The following is a 13,960-nucleotide window of genomic DNA, read 5'->3' as shown; positions in this document are numbered from 1 at the left end:
CGGTCTACCGGCGCTCCGGACGCAGACACGGAGCCTCCCCGGCCGCGTCCACCGGCCGCGCGCCCGCCGCCTGCCCGTCCGCCGCCTCCACCCGCCCGGCCAGCTCCTGCGCCCAGTCGATCAGTCCACGGACCCCGATCCCGTAGGGCACCGCGTCCCCGAACTCTCCGGGTTCCGCGAACCCGCCGGACCGCGCGCACTCCGCGAGCGCCGCCGCACCCCGTCGCAACAGCCGCGCCCCACCCGTCGTATTGCCGCGGGCCGTATGCGTCAGCCCCACCGCAAGTTGTGCCAGCCCGCGCCACAACTCCCGTTCCTCCTCGGGACCCGACTTCCACGCATCCTCGAACACCTCGTGCGCATGGAACGGCATCCCCGCGTCCAGCAGCCGCTGCGCCTCCCGCAGCGTTTCGTCGGGGGAACGGATCACCCCCTCCGGCTGACGCTCCACTCCCGGCGTCCCGTACGGCAGCGGGCGCCCCAGCCCGTCGCGCGGGCGCGCGTTGCGCGCCCGGCCCTCGGCGTCGCGGTCCCTGTGAGTCTCGTCCACTCTTCGATTGTGCCCCGCACCTGCGACGAACTGTCCGAACCACTGTCGGTGGGCACCCGCGCACGACTAGTGTCGGGAGTCATCCGTACCACTATGGGGAGGGTAGGCATGAAGCCGTCCCGGCCGCTGTACGAGCGCGATCCGGAACTCGCTGCCGCCGCACAAGCCGTGGACGCCCTGTGCGGCGCACAGGCCGTCGGCGGGCTGTTGATCTTCAGTGGCGAGGCAGGCATCGGCAAGACCGCGCTGCTCGCCGAGATCGAGACCCTGGCGGCGGACCGCTGCACCGTCTGGTCCGCGCGCGGTGGCGAGACGGTCACGTCCGTACCGTTCCACGTCGTACGTCAACTGCTGCAGCCCGCCCTGGACCAGTTCCCGCCCGATGAGGTGAGGAGTCTGTTCGGGTCCTGGTACGAGATCGCCGCACCCGCCCTCGGGCTCGCCGAACCCACCGGCACGCAGCCCGATCCGCAGGGTGTGCGGGACGGGATCGACTGGGTCGTCGCGCGGCTCGCCTCACGGCTGAGCCACCGTCCGCTGCTGCTGATCGTCGACGACGCGCACTGGGCGGACGGCGAATCCCTAGCCTGGCTGGCCTCGTTCACCGCAGGCCTCGGCGAACTGCCCGTCCTGGTGGTCCAGGCGCACCGCCCGGACGAGCTGGCGGCACGGAAGACGGAGGGCGGCAACGGCAGCGGACACCCGGCTCAGGTCCGGGTCGCGCTGCGCGCTCTGACCCCCGACGCCACCGCCGAACTGGTCAGGGCGACGCTGGGCGACCACGCCGACGATCCGTTCTGCCGCGAGGTGTGGGCCGTCACCGGCGGCAACCCGTACGAGGCGGTCGAACTCGTCGCCAAGGTGCAGGACCGCGAACTGCCGCCACTGGAGGAATCGGCCGGACTGCTGCGCGAACTCGGAGCCTCAGCCCGCGGCAGCGGACTCGTCGCCCGGCTCGAACGGCTCGGTACCAACGCGAACCGGTTCGCCTGGGCCGCCGCCGTCCTCGGCACCGACATCTCCCAGGACCTCGCCGCCACCCTCGCCGGGATGAGCCCCGCCGAGGCCGCCGACTGCACCGCGCGGCTGCGTGACGCCCGTATCGTCAGCGGCTTCGACCCGCTCGAGTTCGTCCACCCGCTGATCGCAACCGCCGTCTACCGCTCCATCCCGCCGGCCACCCGCACCGCCATGCACGGCCGGGCCGCCTGGGCGATCACCAGGGCCGGACTGGGCGCCGCCGCGGCCTCCCGCCACCTCCTCGAAGTCCATCCGGACGACGACCAGGAACTGGTCGAGCAGCTCCGTGAAGCAGCGGGCCAGCACCTCGCCGTCGGCGCACCCGAGGCCGCGCGTCGCTGCCTGGAGCGAGCCTTGCGGGAACCGCCGCGCCACCAGGTGCGCGCCACGCTGCTGTACGAACTGGGCTGCGCCACGTTGCTCAGCTCCCCGCCCACCACGGTCCAGCACCTGCGCGCCGCTCTCGATCTGCCCGGACTCGACGACGACGTACGGGTCGACGCCACCTTCCGGCTGGCCGCGGCCCTCTCCCACAACAACCAGCTCAAGGAAGCCGCACTCGCCCTCGCCGCCGAGGTCGGACGCACCGCCCCCGGACCGGGTCAGATGCGCCTCCAGGCCGCGCACTTCATGTGGGAGGGCATGCAGGCCGCCGAGGACGACGGTCCCGGACGCTCCCGTCGGCTCGCCCGTAACGCCGACCACCTCACCGGCAAGGACAACGCCGAACGCGCCCTGCTCACCATCCGCGCGTTCGACGCCATGCTGCGTGGCGAGAACTCCCAACTCGTCATCGACCTCTGCGAACGCGCTCTGGTCGACGGCCGCCCCGCCCGCGGTCTCGGCTGGACCGACACCGAATGGGGCTTCGAGTTCCCCACCCTGGTCGGCATCACCTATGCCTTCACCGACCAGCTCGACCGGGCCGAGGAACTCTTCAGCGAGGCGGTGCGCGCCTTCGAGATCTCCGGCTGGAGCGGCGCCCACCTCGCATTCGCGCACACTCTCCTCGGCCTGGTCCACCGCCGTCGCGGCCGACTGGCCGAGGCCGAGGGCTTTCTGCGCGAAGGGCTGCGGCTCGCCGACCGTGTCGGTAGTGGTCTGCCCGTCCACTGGGACGCCGCCTGCCTGCTCATCGACACCCTGCTGGCCCGCGGCCGCGTCTCCGAGGCCCGCACGATAGCTGACAGGTACCACTTCGGGCTGCCCTACCCCAGCGCCATGGTGCTGCCTGACGCGCCGTGCGTCCGGGGCCGTCTCCTGCTCGCCGAAGGCCGTACGAAGGAGGCCGTCACCGAACTCGAAGCGGCCGGCCAGGCACTCGAACCGCGTGGCAGGTTCAACGGCATCTGGGCTCCCTGGGCCGGCGATCTCGCCCGCGCCCTGGCCGACGACGACCCGGCCCGCGCCGCCCAACTCGCGACATCGGCCCGGGTGCACGCGGAGAGGTTCGGCACGGAGACCGCGATCGGTGAGGCGCTGCGCTGCGTCTCGCTGTTCGCCCGCCCCGAGGACACCCAGCACCTGCTCGCCGACGCGGTCCGGCACCTGGAGGCCTCTCCGTCCGCGTACGAACATGCCCTGGCCCGCTTCGAATACGGCGTCGCGATCCGCTCCCCGAAGGAGCTCGCCCGGGCGCAGAAACTGGCCACCGCGTGCGGCGCCGAGTCGCTCGCAACCCGCGCCCACCAGGCACGGGCGTCGATCCGGTCGACGGAGTGAGGTAATGTTTGTCCTGCGCGAGCGCCTGGCAACACCAGGGGAAGTCGCAGCGGGACGTGGCGCAGCTTGGTAGCGCACTTGACTGGGGGTCAAGGGGTCGCAGGTTCAAATCCTGTCGTCCCGACAGAGATGTCGGAATTTTCCGCAGGTGAGGGGCGCTCTTCGGAGCGCCCCTCACGCGTGAGCGGGGGCCGTGCGCGAGCCTTCTTCGGATGGCGAAGCAGCGGCGTCGTACCGAGTGCTGTCCACTACTCCGTGTCAGGCGCGGTCAGCGTCCGGGCAACGTCTCCTGCAGCCAGTCGAAGACGACCTCGCAGTGCTGCTGCGGGGCCATCGGGGAGCAGTGCAGCTGCGCGCCGGTGGCCGCGGTGAGCTTCACGTAGTCCTTGGGGGACGTCAGTTTGTCGAACATCTGGCGCGGCTGCCCCGGATAGAACTGCTCGTCGTCGTAGTCCAGGACCAACGTGGGCATCTTGATGCGCCCTACGACGTCCGTGATGTCGAGCGACTTGATCAGCTGGGCGGGGGTGTGGAAGTCCGTGAACATCTTCCCGTCACGGGCAGCGAGCATCGCCGGCACGGAGAAGGGTTCGAACCGCTTCTTCAACGTCGCGGCCTCGGCCGGAGTCAGCTCGGGGACGACCTGCTTGTTCCAGACGTTGTTCGTCTCCGCCTTGTCCGGGGTGAGGATCTTCCGGATCTCCGGAGGGAAACCCAGCCACGGAGCCAGAACACCGGGCATCGCCACCAGAGCGGCGATCCTGCCTTCGAAGGCGGCGGCCCGAGGTGCCAGGTTGCCCGCCATGCTCAGCCCGGTCAGGGCGATCCTGCCGGCGTCCACGTCGGTGCGGGCGACCAGCCAGTCGACGAGGGGAGTGACGACCGTTTCCCAGCGCGGCGTGAACACCACCCGGTCCACGAAGAGCAACTGCCCCTGACCTGGCCCGTCGTAGACGAGGGCGTTCCAGCCGCGCTCCAGGGCGGCCTGGATGCCGTAGGTCCACATGTCGACGTTCTGACCGTCGCTGCCGTTGGTGAGGATCACGGTGGGGCGTCGCTCGCCGGAGTCGTCCCGCCGGAAGAACCAGACAGGAAGCGGCGTCCTCCCGTACGGGACGGCCGCCGTCACCGGGGGCGGGCCGGACAGCCTGCAGAACGTGTCCCAGCCGCGGCGCCCCGATTTGTACAGCCGCTCCTCACCACCGGGGGCGTCGGAGCCGAGGACGAAGAACAGCGCCTGGCCGTAGTACTGCGCTGCCCGCAGCGCGCGAAGGCGCGTCGTCCCCGTCCCGGCCTTGCCGCCCACGGGCGCCACCATCAGCTGATCACCGAGCTTCTTGAACGCCGCGGTATACGTCTGGGGCGAAGGGCCGGCCTTGTTGATCTCGTTCACGGCGGTGAGCACCTCGCCCACTTCGCTGGAGCCCTGCCCTGCGGCGCCGAGTGCGAGAAGACCGTTGAAGTTGAACCCCGGGTCCTTGAAGAGGGTCATCACCCCGGGCGTGGCACCGTCCGCGGAGCCGGTGGCCGATCCCGTACGACTGGGTGTGGGCCCTTGCGCGGAAGTTGCGCCCAGGGGCGTACAGCCCCCTGCCAGCAGGGCCCCGGCCGCGCCGGCGAGCCCGGTGAGAGCGGTCCGCCGACCGAGGTCGGCTGCGTTCTTCGATACGTGCGTCATGCCGGCCGACCGTAGGAGTCACTGCGCCTGCGGCTCGACGCACGACACCGGCCGTTCCCCCGAACGGCTTGCTAAGGGCTGTCCCGTAATCCCTGGTGGATCAGCGCGCGGCGTCAGATGCGGTGCATCGCAAGGCGGAGGGGCGTCCTCATGCCGGTCGTATTCGGGCGTTCCGACAACGCGGCGAGGTGCCGTAGCTGTCGTCGCGCGCCCGCCAGGGATTACGGGACAGCCCTTGGTCACCGAGGGCTGCGGTGCGGAGTGCGGAGCCCGACGGCACGATGCGCCGGTCGCTGCCCTGCCGCCCGCGGCCCCTTGCCGCCGCACAGGTCCGTGGGCAGGGCCCGATCGACCGGCGACCCGACGGGACGGGCTGATTGACGGGCTCTAAGCAACCGCTTAGTATCCTGAGAACCCACCCCTGCCCGATCACCGCCTTTGGAGTCCGCCGTGACCTCACTGTTCTCAGTCTCCGGCAAAACCGCCCTGGTCACCGGAGGGTCCCGCGGTATCGGGCTGATGATCGCCCGCGGCCTGGTCGCAGCCGGCGCCCGGGTCTACGTCAGTTCCCGCAACGCAGCGGCCTGCGACGAGGCCGTGCGTGAGCTCTCCGCGCTCGGCGAGGCGATCGCACTGCCCGCGGATCTGTCGCGGGAGGAGGAATGCCACCGGCTCGCCGCGGAACTCGCCGAACGCGAGGAACAACTGCACATCCTGGTCAACAACGCGGGCGCGACCTGGGGAGCGCCACTGGACGAGTTCCCGGTCAGCGGCTGGGACAAGGTGATGGACCTCAACCTGCGCAGCCCCTTCCTGCTGACCCAGGCGCTGCTGCCGCTGCTGCGCAAGGCCGGCTCCCACGACGACCCTGCACGCGTGATCAACGTCGGTTCCATCGACGGGCTGCACGTCAGCTCGCTGCCCACCTACTCCTATGCGGCGAGCAAGGCCGGACTGCACCACCTGACCCGGGTACTGGCCAAGGAACTCGGGCCGCAGGGCATCACCGTCAACGCGATCGCCCCCGGCCCGTTCGAGTCCAGGATGATGGCCGCCACGCTGGAGGCACAGGGCGACGCGGTGGCCGGGTCCGCACCACTGCGCAGGATCGGACGCCCTGATGACATGGCCGGCGTGGCGATCTACCTCTCCAGCCGGGCCGGGGCGTACGTCACCGGCGCAGTGATCCCCGTCGACGGCGGCATCGGCACCACCGTCTGAACCGCCTCTCGGACGCGTACGCGTACCTGTTTCCGTCGCCCTCCCCGATCGGACCCATGCTCATGGACTCCCTGCTGCTCTCCCGCCGCGACCTGGACTTCCTGCTCCACGACTGGCTGGACGTCACGGCCCTGACCCGCCACCCCCGCTACGCGGACCACGACCGGGACACCTTCGACGCGGTGATGGACCTCAGTGAGGCCATCGCGACCCGGCACTTCGCCCCGCACAACAAGAAGAACGACGCCGAGGAGCCGCGCTTCGACGGCGAGCGGGTGCATGTCATCCCGGAGGTCGGGCAGGCGCTGCGGGTCTTCGCCGAGGCCGGCCTGACCGGCGCCGCGATGGACTACGAGGTCGGCGGGCAGCAGCTGCCCACCGTGGTCGCCAATGCCTGCATGGCCTGGTTCCAGGCCGCCAACGTGGGCAGCGCCGCGTATCCGTTCCTCACCGTCGGCAATGCCAACCTGCTCCTGGCGCACGGCAGCAAGGAGCAGGTCGACACGTATGTGCGGCCCATGGTCGAGGGCCGGTTCTTCGGCACCATGTGCCTCTCGGAGCCACAGGCCGGCTCCTCGCTGGCCGACATCACCACCCGGGCGGTGCCGCAGGACGACGGTACGTACCGGATCACCGGTACCAAGATGTGGATCTCCGGCGGCGACCACGAGCTCAGCGAGAACATCGTCCACCTCGTGCTGGCCCGGATCCCCGGTGGGCCGGCGGGCGTGAAGGGCATCTCGCTGTTCATCGTGCCCAAGCTCCTGGTCGAGCCGGACGGCGGCGTGGGCGAACGGAACGACGTGGTGCCGGCCGGCCTCAACCACAAGATGGGCTACCGCGGCACCACCAACACCCTGCTCAACTTCGGTGAGGGCCGGCACACCCCGTGCGGCGCCCTGGGTGCGGTGGGCTTCCTCGTGGGGGAGGCCCACCACGGGCTCGCGTACATGTTCCACATGATGAACGAGGCCCGGATCGGCGTCGGGCTCGGAGCCACGGCGCTCGGCTACACCGGCTATCTGCACGCCCTCGACTACGCCCGCACCCGTCCGCAGGGCCGCCCGCTGACGGGCAGGGACGCGAACGCCCCGCAGGTCCCCATCATCGAGCACGCCGACGTACGCAGGATGCTGCTCGCACAGAAGAGCTACGTGGAGGGCGCCCTCGCGCTCAGCCTGTACTGCAGCCGCCTGCTCGACGACGAACGCACCGCCGAGCAGGAGTCCGGGCGCGCCCGCGCCCGGCTGCTGCTGGACGTCCTGACGCCCATCGCCAAGAGCTGGCCGTCACAGTGGTGCCTGGCCGCCAACGACCTCGCCATCCAGGTGCACGGCGGCTACGGCTACTCCCGCGAGTACAACGTCGAGCAGTTCTACCGGGACAACCGTCTCAACGCCATCCACGAGGGCACGCACGGCATCCAGGGGCTGGACCTGCTCGGCCGCAAGGTGGTCACGAACGGCGGAGCGGGGCTGAGTCTGCTGCTGGAGACCATCTCCACAACCGTCGCCCGCGCCACGGCGAGCGGCGGCGAGGCGGCCGAGCTGGCCGCCGCGTTGGAGCAGGCCACGGCCCGAGCCGAGCGCACCACGGCCAGGCTCTGGTCGACCGGAGACCCCGCGACCGCGCTGGCCAACGCCTCCGTCTACCTGGAAGCCGTCGGCCACGTGGTGCTGGCCTGGATCTGGTTGGAGCAGTTCCTCGCGCTCAGCGACGGCACGGACGACTTCCACGAGGGCAAGCGACAGGCGGCCCGGTACTTCTTCCGCGTCGAACTACCAGGTACGGGACCGCAGTTCGACCTGCTCGACAGCCTGGACCGCACCGCGGCGGACAGCCGGCCCGAGTGGTTCTGATCCAACGATTTCGCGGTACCTGCCCTCCGCCGACGCGCCGTTGACAGGTCGCACCCGACTCCTGGAGACCCGCACCTGTCCAGCTGGGGGCGCACGTGTGTGCGGTGCGCCGCCGGCTGACAAAAACGCTTGGACTCTGCGGGCGTCATCGCGGGACACTGTGATGCCTGGACCGCCCGTACTCGCACGGTGGCGTCGCTGCGATCTGCGCGGGGGGCTTTGTCGTCGTGCCCCGCCTGTCGGAGGACGACCCGAGCGCGGGCACACACTCGAACCGGAGCTCCGCACGGCCATGGAGACAGCGGCATGCCCCCGAGAGGCGCACGGCGGGCTGCTGCACGACAACACGGGGTTGGGATGGGCTTACCTGAATCGCGCGAGGCTCCTCGGAGCAGGGGCTCGGTACTCCTCGCACTTCGTTACTACGGACGGGAGTTGGCCCGGTGCCCGCGGCTGACGGTGCCCGCGATGCTGCTGCCGGCGCTGGGCAACATCGGTATCAACTACATCGCGCCGCTGATCGTCGCGAAGCTCGTCGGCCGAATCGCAGGCGACAACGGTATCTCCATCGGTTCGACGCTGCCCTACGTTCTCGGCTTCGCCGGCGTCCTTCTGTTCGCGGAGACGCTGTGGCGCATCGGCTTCCACTGCCTGAACCGCGTAGCCGCCCTCGCCATCGAGCACCTGTACGTGATCGGCATGGACGAGCTGTTCGCCAAGGACGCCGCGTTCTTCCATGACAACTTCGCCGGGTCGCTGACCAAACGGGTCCTGAGCTTCGCCTCTCGCTTCGAGGAGTTCATCGACACGCTTACGTTCTCGGTCGTGGGAAGCTTCGTGCCGCTGCTGTTCGGGTCGGTGGTGCTGTGGCGCTACGACCCGCTGCTCGTAGTCGGTCTCCTGGCGATGATCGCACTGACGGCGCTGTGCGTGGTGCCCCTCATCCGCCGCCGCCAGGCGCTCGTCAAACAGCGCGAGGAGGCGATCGCCCGGGTGTCGGGCCACGTCGCCGACAGCCTGACGAACATCGACACGGTCCAGGCGTTCGCCGCCCAGGAACGTGAGGCCGCCGAGCATCGGTCCCGCGTCGCGCAGTCGCGGCGGCTCACGCTGAGGTCGTGGGACTACGGCAACCTGCGCATCGACACGCTGGTCGCGCCGATGTCCGTGCTGACCAACGCGCTGGGCCTGCTGCTCGCGGTCACGCTGGGCGGGGGCGGGCACGGCGTGGAGGCGGTCGTGGTCGCCTTCACGTACTACAGCAACGCGACGCGGATCATGTTCGAGTTCAACCAGATCTACCGCCGCCTGGAGAGCTCGATGACGGAGGCCGCGCAGTTCACCGAACTGCTGCTGACCCCGCCGACCGTGCTCGACCCGGCGTCGCCGGAGCCGCTGCTCTCCCAGGCCGCCGACGTCCGCTTCGAGCAGGTGACTTTCGCCCATGGGGGCGGGAGACCGCTCTTCGAGGGCCTCGACCTGGCCGTGCCCAGCGGGGCGAAGATCGGTCTCGTCGGCCGGTCCGGCGGGGGCAAGACCACGCTCACCCGGCTGCTGCTCCGGCTGACGGACATCGACGCGGGCCGGATCCTGATCGGGGGTCAGGACATCAGCAGGCTGCGTCAGACCGACCTGCGCAGCCTGATCGCCTACGTGCCGCAGGACCCGGCGATGTTCCACCGCACGCTGCGGGACAACCTCGCGTTCGCCCGGCCGGACGCCACCGATGCCGAGATCCGCCGCGCGGCCGAGGCGGCGCACGTCACGGAGTTCGCCGACGCGCTGCCGGACGGCTTCGACACCATGGTGGGCGAGCGCGGTGTCAAGCTGTCCGGCGGACAACGCCAGCGGGTCGCCCTCGCCAGGGCGATCCTGCGTGACGCGCCCATCCTGCTGCTCGACGAGGCCACCAGCGCTCTGGACTCCGAGAGCGAGATCCTCGTCCAGGAGGCGCTGTGGCGGCTCATGGACGGGCGGACGGCGCTCGTGGTGGCGCACCGGCTGAGCACGGTCGCCACCATGGACCGACTCGTCGTCCTGGACCGCGGACGGATCGTCGAACAGGGCACCCACCAGGAGTTGCTCGCGTCGGACGGCTCCTACGCGAAGTTGTGGCAGCACCAGTCGGGCGGATTCCTCGACGGCAGCCCCGCGCGGGCCGACCTGCACTGAGCCCGGGCCCGGTGGGTGAGGCGCCGTGCCTGCCGACAACTCTGGAGCTGGGCGGAGTCGGTCGGCCCTGACACCTGGATCCTCTCCGGCCCAGCCCGGTGCACGCCACCGTGCGAACCCGGCTCCGGGACGCGGGGGGACGGGCTCCAGCGGTGCAGGTTCCATCGCGAACCGCAGCTGAGGAGGAAGCGGTGGAGGAGGGGCGAAGTAGGCCAAAGATGAACGCGCAGAACGATCGAAATGCTCAATTCTGCTTCTTCTGTTGATCGGTTGAGCGCTTGCGTGCTAGAAACCGCCTACTCCACAGCGGTATCCCGCACCCCTCCCGGCCCCCGGAGCACCCATGACGCCCCCTTCCTCGCCCCCTTGGTCCCGCCGCACCTTCCTGGCGGCCACCGGCGGAACCGCGCTCGCGGTCGGCCTCACCGAGCCTGGCGCCGCCGCAGCCACCACTCGCACCCAGGCATCGGCTGCCGCCCAGGCGGACGACGAATTCGCCGTACTGCGCGCCAAGTGGCGCACTCTGATACTCGGCGAGGGCTTCAGCCCGACCGCGGAGCCCTTCAGGACCAAGCTCGCCACGCTCGGCACCCAGGCCGCCGGCTTCCAGGCCACCATGGCGCCGGCGGCCGGCTCACTGTGGCCCGGCATCAGCTATGCCGACCCGTCGCCGGACACCGACCAGGAGTCGTACGGCTACTCGGCCAGGATGAACGACAGCTTCACGCGACTGAACACCATGGCCCAGGCGTACGCCCAGCCCGGAACAGGGCTCACCGGAGACGCCGCGCTCAAGGACGCCGTCATCGCCGGCTTGGACCACCTCTACTCGGACGTCTACGACGAGAACAAGGCCCGGTTCGGCAACTGGTGGAACTTCCAGATCGGCTCGCCGCAGGCGCTGATGGACACCGCCGTGCTGCTCCACGACCACCTGTCGGCCGAGCAGATAGCCGCCTACTGCCGGGCCGTGGACAAGTTCCTGCCGGACTCGGCGGTAGCCCAGTACACCGGAACCAGCACCGGCGCCAACCGTGTCGACCTGTGCCGCGGGATCATCCTGCGAGGCGTCGTCGGCGGCAGCGCGGCCAAGATCCAGCTCGGCCGTGACGCGCTTTCCCCCGTCTTCCCCTACGTCACCACCGGCGACGGTTTCTACGCCGACGGCTCGTTCGTCCAGCACACCGACGTCCCCTACATCGGCGGCTACGGCGCGGTGCTCCACGACGGCCTCGGCCGGCTGTTCGCGCTGCTGCGCGAATCGACGTGGCAGGTGAACGACCCGGGCAGCCAGCTCTTCCTCGACACCGTCGAGAAGGCCATCGCCCCCTTCATCTACAACGGCCTGATGATGGACAACGTCTCCAGCCGCGGCATCAGCCGAGGCCTGACGGTGTCCGACCCCTTCCAGCTTCCCCAGGACGACCACACCCGCGCGCACAGCGTGATGGCCTCCGTGCTGTTGGTCGGACAGGGCGCGAGCCCCGAGGAGCAGGCCCGCTGGAAGAGCATGGTCAAGGGCTGGCTGCAGCGCGACTACTACGGTCCCGCGCTGAAGAACCCGAAGCTGAGCCTGGTCAACACGGCCCGGCTGCAGACACTGTTCGACGACGACACGGTCAAGGCGTCGCCCGAGCCGACCGAGCACCGGGTCTTCTCCAGCATGGACCGAGCGACCCACCGTCGTCGCGACTGGGGCGCCTCGGTCAGCATGGCCTCCAAGCGCATCGGGCACTACGAGTTCGGCAACGGTGAGCACGCCCGCGGCTATCACACCGGCTCGGGCTGGCTGTCCTGGTGGGGCGACGACCACGGTCTCGAGCAGTACTCGGACACCTTCTGGCCGACGGTCGACCCGTACCGGCTGCCCGGCATCACCGTCTCGAAGAAGCCGCTGCCGGACGGCTTCGGAGGCAACTGGGGAAACCCGAAACCGGACACGGCCTGGGTGGGTGGCACCACCGACGGCGAGTTCGGCGTCACCGGTCAGCATCTGCGGGGCGTCGGCAGCACGCTGACCGCCAAGAAGTCGTGGTTCTGGCTCGACGACTCGATCGTCTGTCTCGGCGCCGGCATCACCTCGGCCGACGGCACCGCGGTCGAGACGGTGATCGACAACCGCAACCTGGGCGCCTCGGGCACCGCCCGGCTCAGCCTCAACGGCATCCCGCAGACCGGTACCCAGGGCTGGCAGGCCACCCGCGCGCAGACCAAGTGGGCGCACATCGCGGGGCACGCGGGGTATGTCTTCCCCGAGTCGGGCGGCAGCCGGGTCAGCGCACTGCGCGAGGAACGCACAGGTGCCTGGAAGGACATCAACACCGGAAGCTCCCCGACCTCATTCACCCGCCGGTATCTGACGCTGTGGCAGGATCACGGCACCGACCCGCAGGACGCCTCGTACGCGTACATCCTCATGCCCGGCGCGAGCGAGCTCCGCACCGCTGCTCGCGCCATCGACCCGCTGTGGCTGCAGATCCTCGCCAACACGGCGCAACAGCACGGCATCCGGGTCCCCTCCCTCGGCTTCACCGGGATCAACTTCTGGGGGGCGGGCACGGTCGGAATGGTCACGGCGAGCGCACCCGTCAGCGTGCAGATCCATGAGAAGCGGGACGGCGCGGCGACGATCTCGGTGGCCGACCCGTCCCGCACCGTCACGGGCCTGACCCTCACCTGGAAGCGACCCGTCAAGTCGGTACTCTCCAAGGCACCTTCGGTCACCGATGTGCAGACGGGCTCCTCTCTCACCATCACGTTCGGCGACCTCAGCGGCAGCTACGGCACGACCCACCGGGTCAGGGTGCGGCCGGCCTGACGCACCGCACCGCCTCAGCGGGCCGGGTTCCTCCCACCTGCGTGAGCAGGAACCCGGCCCGTTCCCCTCAACTGAACAGATCGCAGCAGAAAGGGCTTCCCCCATGCTCAAGCGCCTCTGTACCCTCCCGGCGATCGTCCTGCCCCTCACTCTCACTCTCGTCCTGGCTTCACCTGCCGCAGCCTCTCCCCTCTGGAACGGCGACACCTCGGGTGGAACAGGTGTGTTCGGCACCCTGGACTGCGACGCGCCGGCCCAAGTCGGGGTCGTGTTCGACGACGAACACGGTCACGGGGACGTCTGGAAGTTCGACAAGCCGAGCGGTTCCCCCCGCTGCGAGGCCCGCAACATCCGCGTCGGCGGTTCCGCCTACCAGTTCCAGAACAACAGCACGTACTACCTGGGATGGTCGAGCGCGGTGTCCACCACCACCGGCGCCTTCGTCACCTTCCAGTGGAAGTCCTATCCCAACGGCACCCAGAACTACCCGGTCCTCATGGAGGTCAAGAACGGCGAAGTCCGGCTCTTCCACGTGGCTCCTGGCGGCACCTGGAACCTGATCTGGTCCGCCCCCGTCACGGCCTGGCTGTACAACGACTTCGCGCTGGGCATCCACACCTCGGACACCGCCACGGGCGGCTGGATCGAGCTGTACTTCAACGGCACGCGGCAGACCTTCAGCAACGGCTCGACGCGCTACACCGGCCGCACCTGGGACGGCGACAACGAGCCCAAGTGGGGCGCCTACGACAGCGACGACCCCGCGAACGCGGAGATCAACTACGTCGACGGCCTGAAGGCGGGTACCTCGTACGCCGACGTCGCCCCCTGAATCCGGGCCCGTCGCCCTGCCCCGCCCCCGACCGAAGATCCTCAGCCCCTGCCCGGAATCCGCAACGCCGGTCCAGGGCCTCCCAGCC

8 protein-coding genes and 1 tRNA gene are annotated in these 13,960 nt (G+C 70.0%); 7 read left to right on the top strand and 2 right to left on the bottom strand.

Annotated features, from left to right (window positions below):
• Positions 1-4 precede the first annotated feature (4 nt).
• Positions 5-550 (bottom strand): DUF309 domain-containing protein, encoded by a 546-nt coding sequence (locus tag ACFYP5_RS12645; RefSeq protein ID WP_389034178.1) that lies wholly within the window; start codon positions 548-550, stop codon positions 5-7.
• A gap of 108 nt (positions 551-658) precedes the next feature.
• Between ACFYP5_RS12645 and ACFYP5_RS12640 the strand changes: the two genes are divergently transcribed.
• Positions 659-3,292 (top strand): ATP-binding protein, encoded by a 2,634-nt coding sequence (locus ACFYP5_RS12640; RefSeq protein WP_389034175.1) that lies wholly within the window; start codon positions 659-661, stop codon positions 3,290-3,292.
• 50 nt (positions 3,293-3,342) lie between these two features.
• Positions 3,343-3,416 (top strand) — tRNA-Pro (locus ACFYP5_RS12635).
• Between the two features lie 144 nt (positions 3,417-3,560).
• Here the strand turns inward: ACFYP5_RS12635 and ACFYP5_RS12630 are convergent.
• Entirely contained in the window at positions 3,561-4,970 is a 1,410-nt protein-coding gene (locus tag ACFYP5_RS12630; RefSeq protein WP_389034172.1) for an alpha/beta hydrolase family protein, read from the bottom strand.
• A gap of 450 nt (positions 4,971-5,420) precedes the next feature.
• Between ACFYP5_RS12630 and ACFYP5_RS12625 the strand changes: the two genes are divergently transcribed.
• From ACFYP5_RS12625 to ACFYP5_RS12605, 5 genes are all read left to right on the top strand, one after another.
• Positions 5,421-6,191: an SDR family oxidoreductase gene (locus ACFYP5_RS12625; RefSeq protein WP_389034169.1), complete on the top strand. Its 771-nt coding sequence runs from the start codon at positions 5,421-5,423 to the stop codon at positions 6,189-6,191.
• A gap of 62 nt (positions 6,192-6,253) precedes the next feature.
• Positions 6,254-8,050 (top strand): acyl-CoA dehydrogenase, encoded by a 1,797-nt coding sequence (locus tag ACFYP5_RS12620; protein WP_389034479.1) that lies wholly within the window; start codon positions 6,254-6,256, stop codon positions 8,048-8,050.
• A gap of 357 nt (positions 8,051-8,407) precedes the next feature.
• The gene (locus ACFYP5_RS12615; RefSeq protein WP_389034167.1) at positions 8,408-10,222 is read left to right on the top strand and encodes an ABC transporter ATP-binding protein; all 1,815 of its coding nucleotides are present in this window, start codon (positions 8,408-8,410) and stop codon (positions 10,220-10,222) included.
• Between the two features lie 343 nt (positions 10,223-10,565).
• Complete coding sequence (locus ACFYP5_RS12610) at positions 10,566-13,040, top strand: polysaccharide lyase 8 family protein (RefSeq protein ID WP_389034164.1); 2,475 nt, start codon at positions 10,566-10,568, stop codon at positions 13,038-13,040.
• Between the two features lie 103 nt (positions 13,041-13,143).
• Positions 13,144-13,872: a hypothetical protein gene (locus tag ACFYP5_RS12605; protein ID WP_389034161.1), complete on the top strand. Its 729-nt coding sequence runs from the start codon at positions 13,144-13,146 to the stop codon at positions 13,870-13,872.
• Positions 13,873-13,960: the final 88 nt, after the last annotated feature.

Source organism: Streptomyces sp. NPDC005262 (genome assembly GCF_042872425.1).
Taxonomy (GTDB): domain Bacteria; phylum Actinomycetota; class Actinomycetes; order Streptomycetales; family Streptomycetaceae; genus Streptomyces.
This window is presented reverse-complemented; position numbering and strand designations above follow the sequence as displayed.

Coding starts and splice junctions, on each gene's coding strand:
- ACFYP5_RS12605 (WP_389034161.1), top strand. CDS start 13,144: ATGCTCAAGCGCCTCTGTACCCTCCCGGCGATCGTCCTGCCCCTCACT.
- ACFYP5_RS12610 (WP_389034164.1), top strand. CDS start 10,566: ATGACGCCCCCTTCCTCGCCCCCTTGGTCCCGCCGCACCTTCCTGGCG.
- ACFYP5_RS12620 (WP_389034479.1), top strand. CDS start 6,254: ATGGACTCCCTGCTGCTCTCCCGCCGCGACCTGGACTTCCTGCTCCAC.
- ACFYP5_RS12615 (WP_389034167.1), top strand. CDS start 8,408: ATGGGCTTACCTGAATCGCGCGAGGCTCCTCGGAGCAGGGGCTCGGTA.
- ACFYP5_RS12640 (WP_389034175.1), top strand. CDS start 659: ATGAAGCCGTCCCGGCCGCTGTACGAGCGCGATCCGGAACTCGCTGCC.
- ACFYP5_RS12630 (WP_389034172.1), bottom strand. CDS start 4,970: ATGACGCACGTATCGAAGAACGCAGCCGACCTCGGTCGGCGGACCGCT.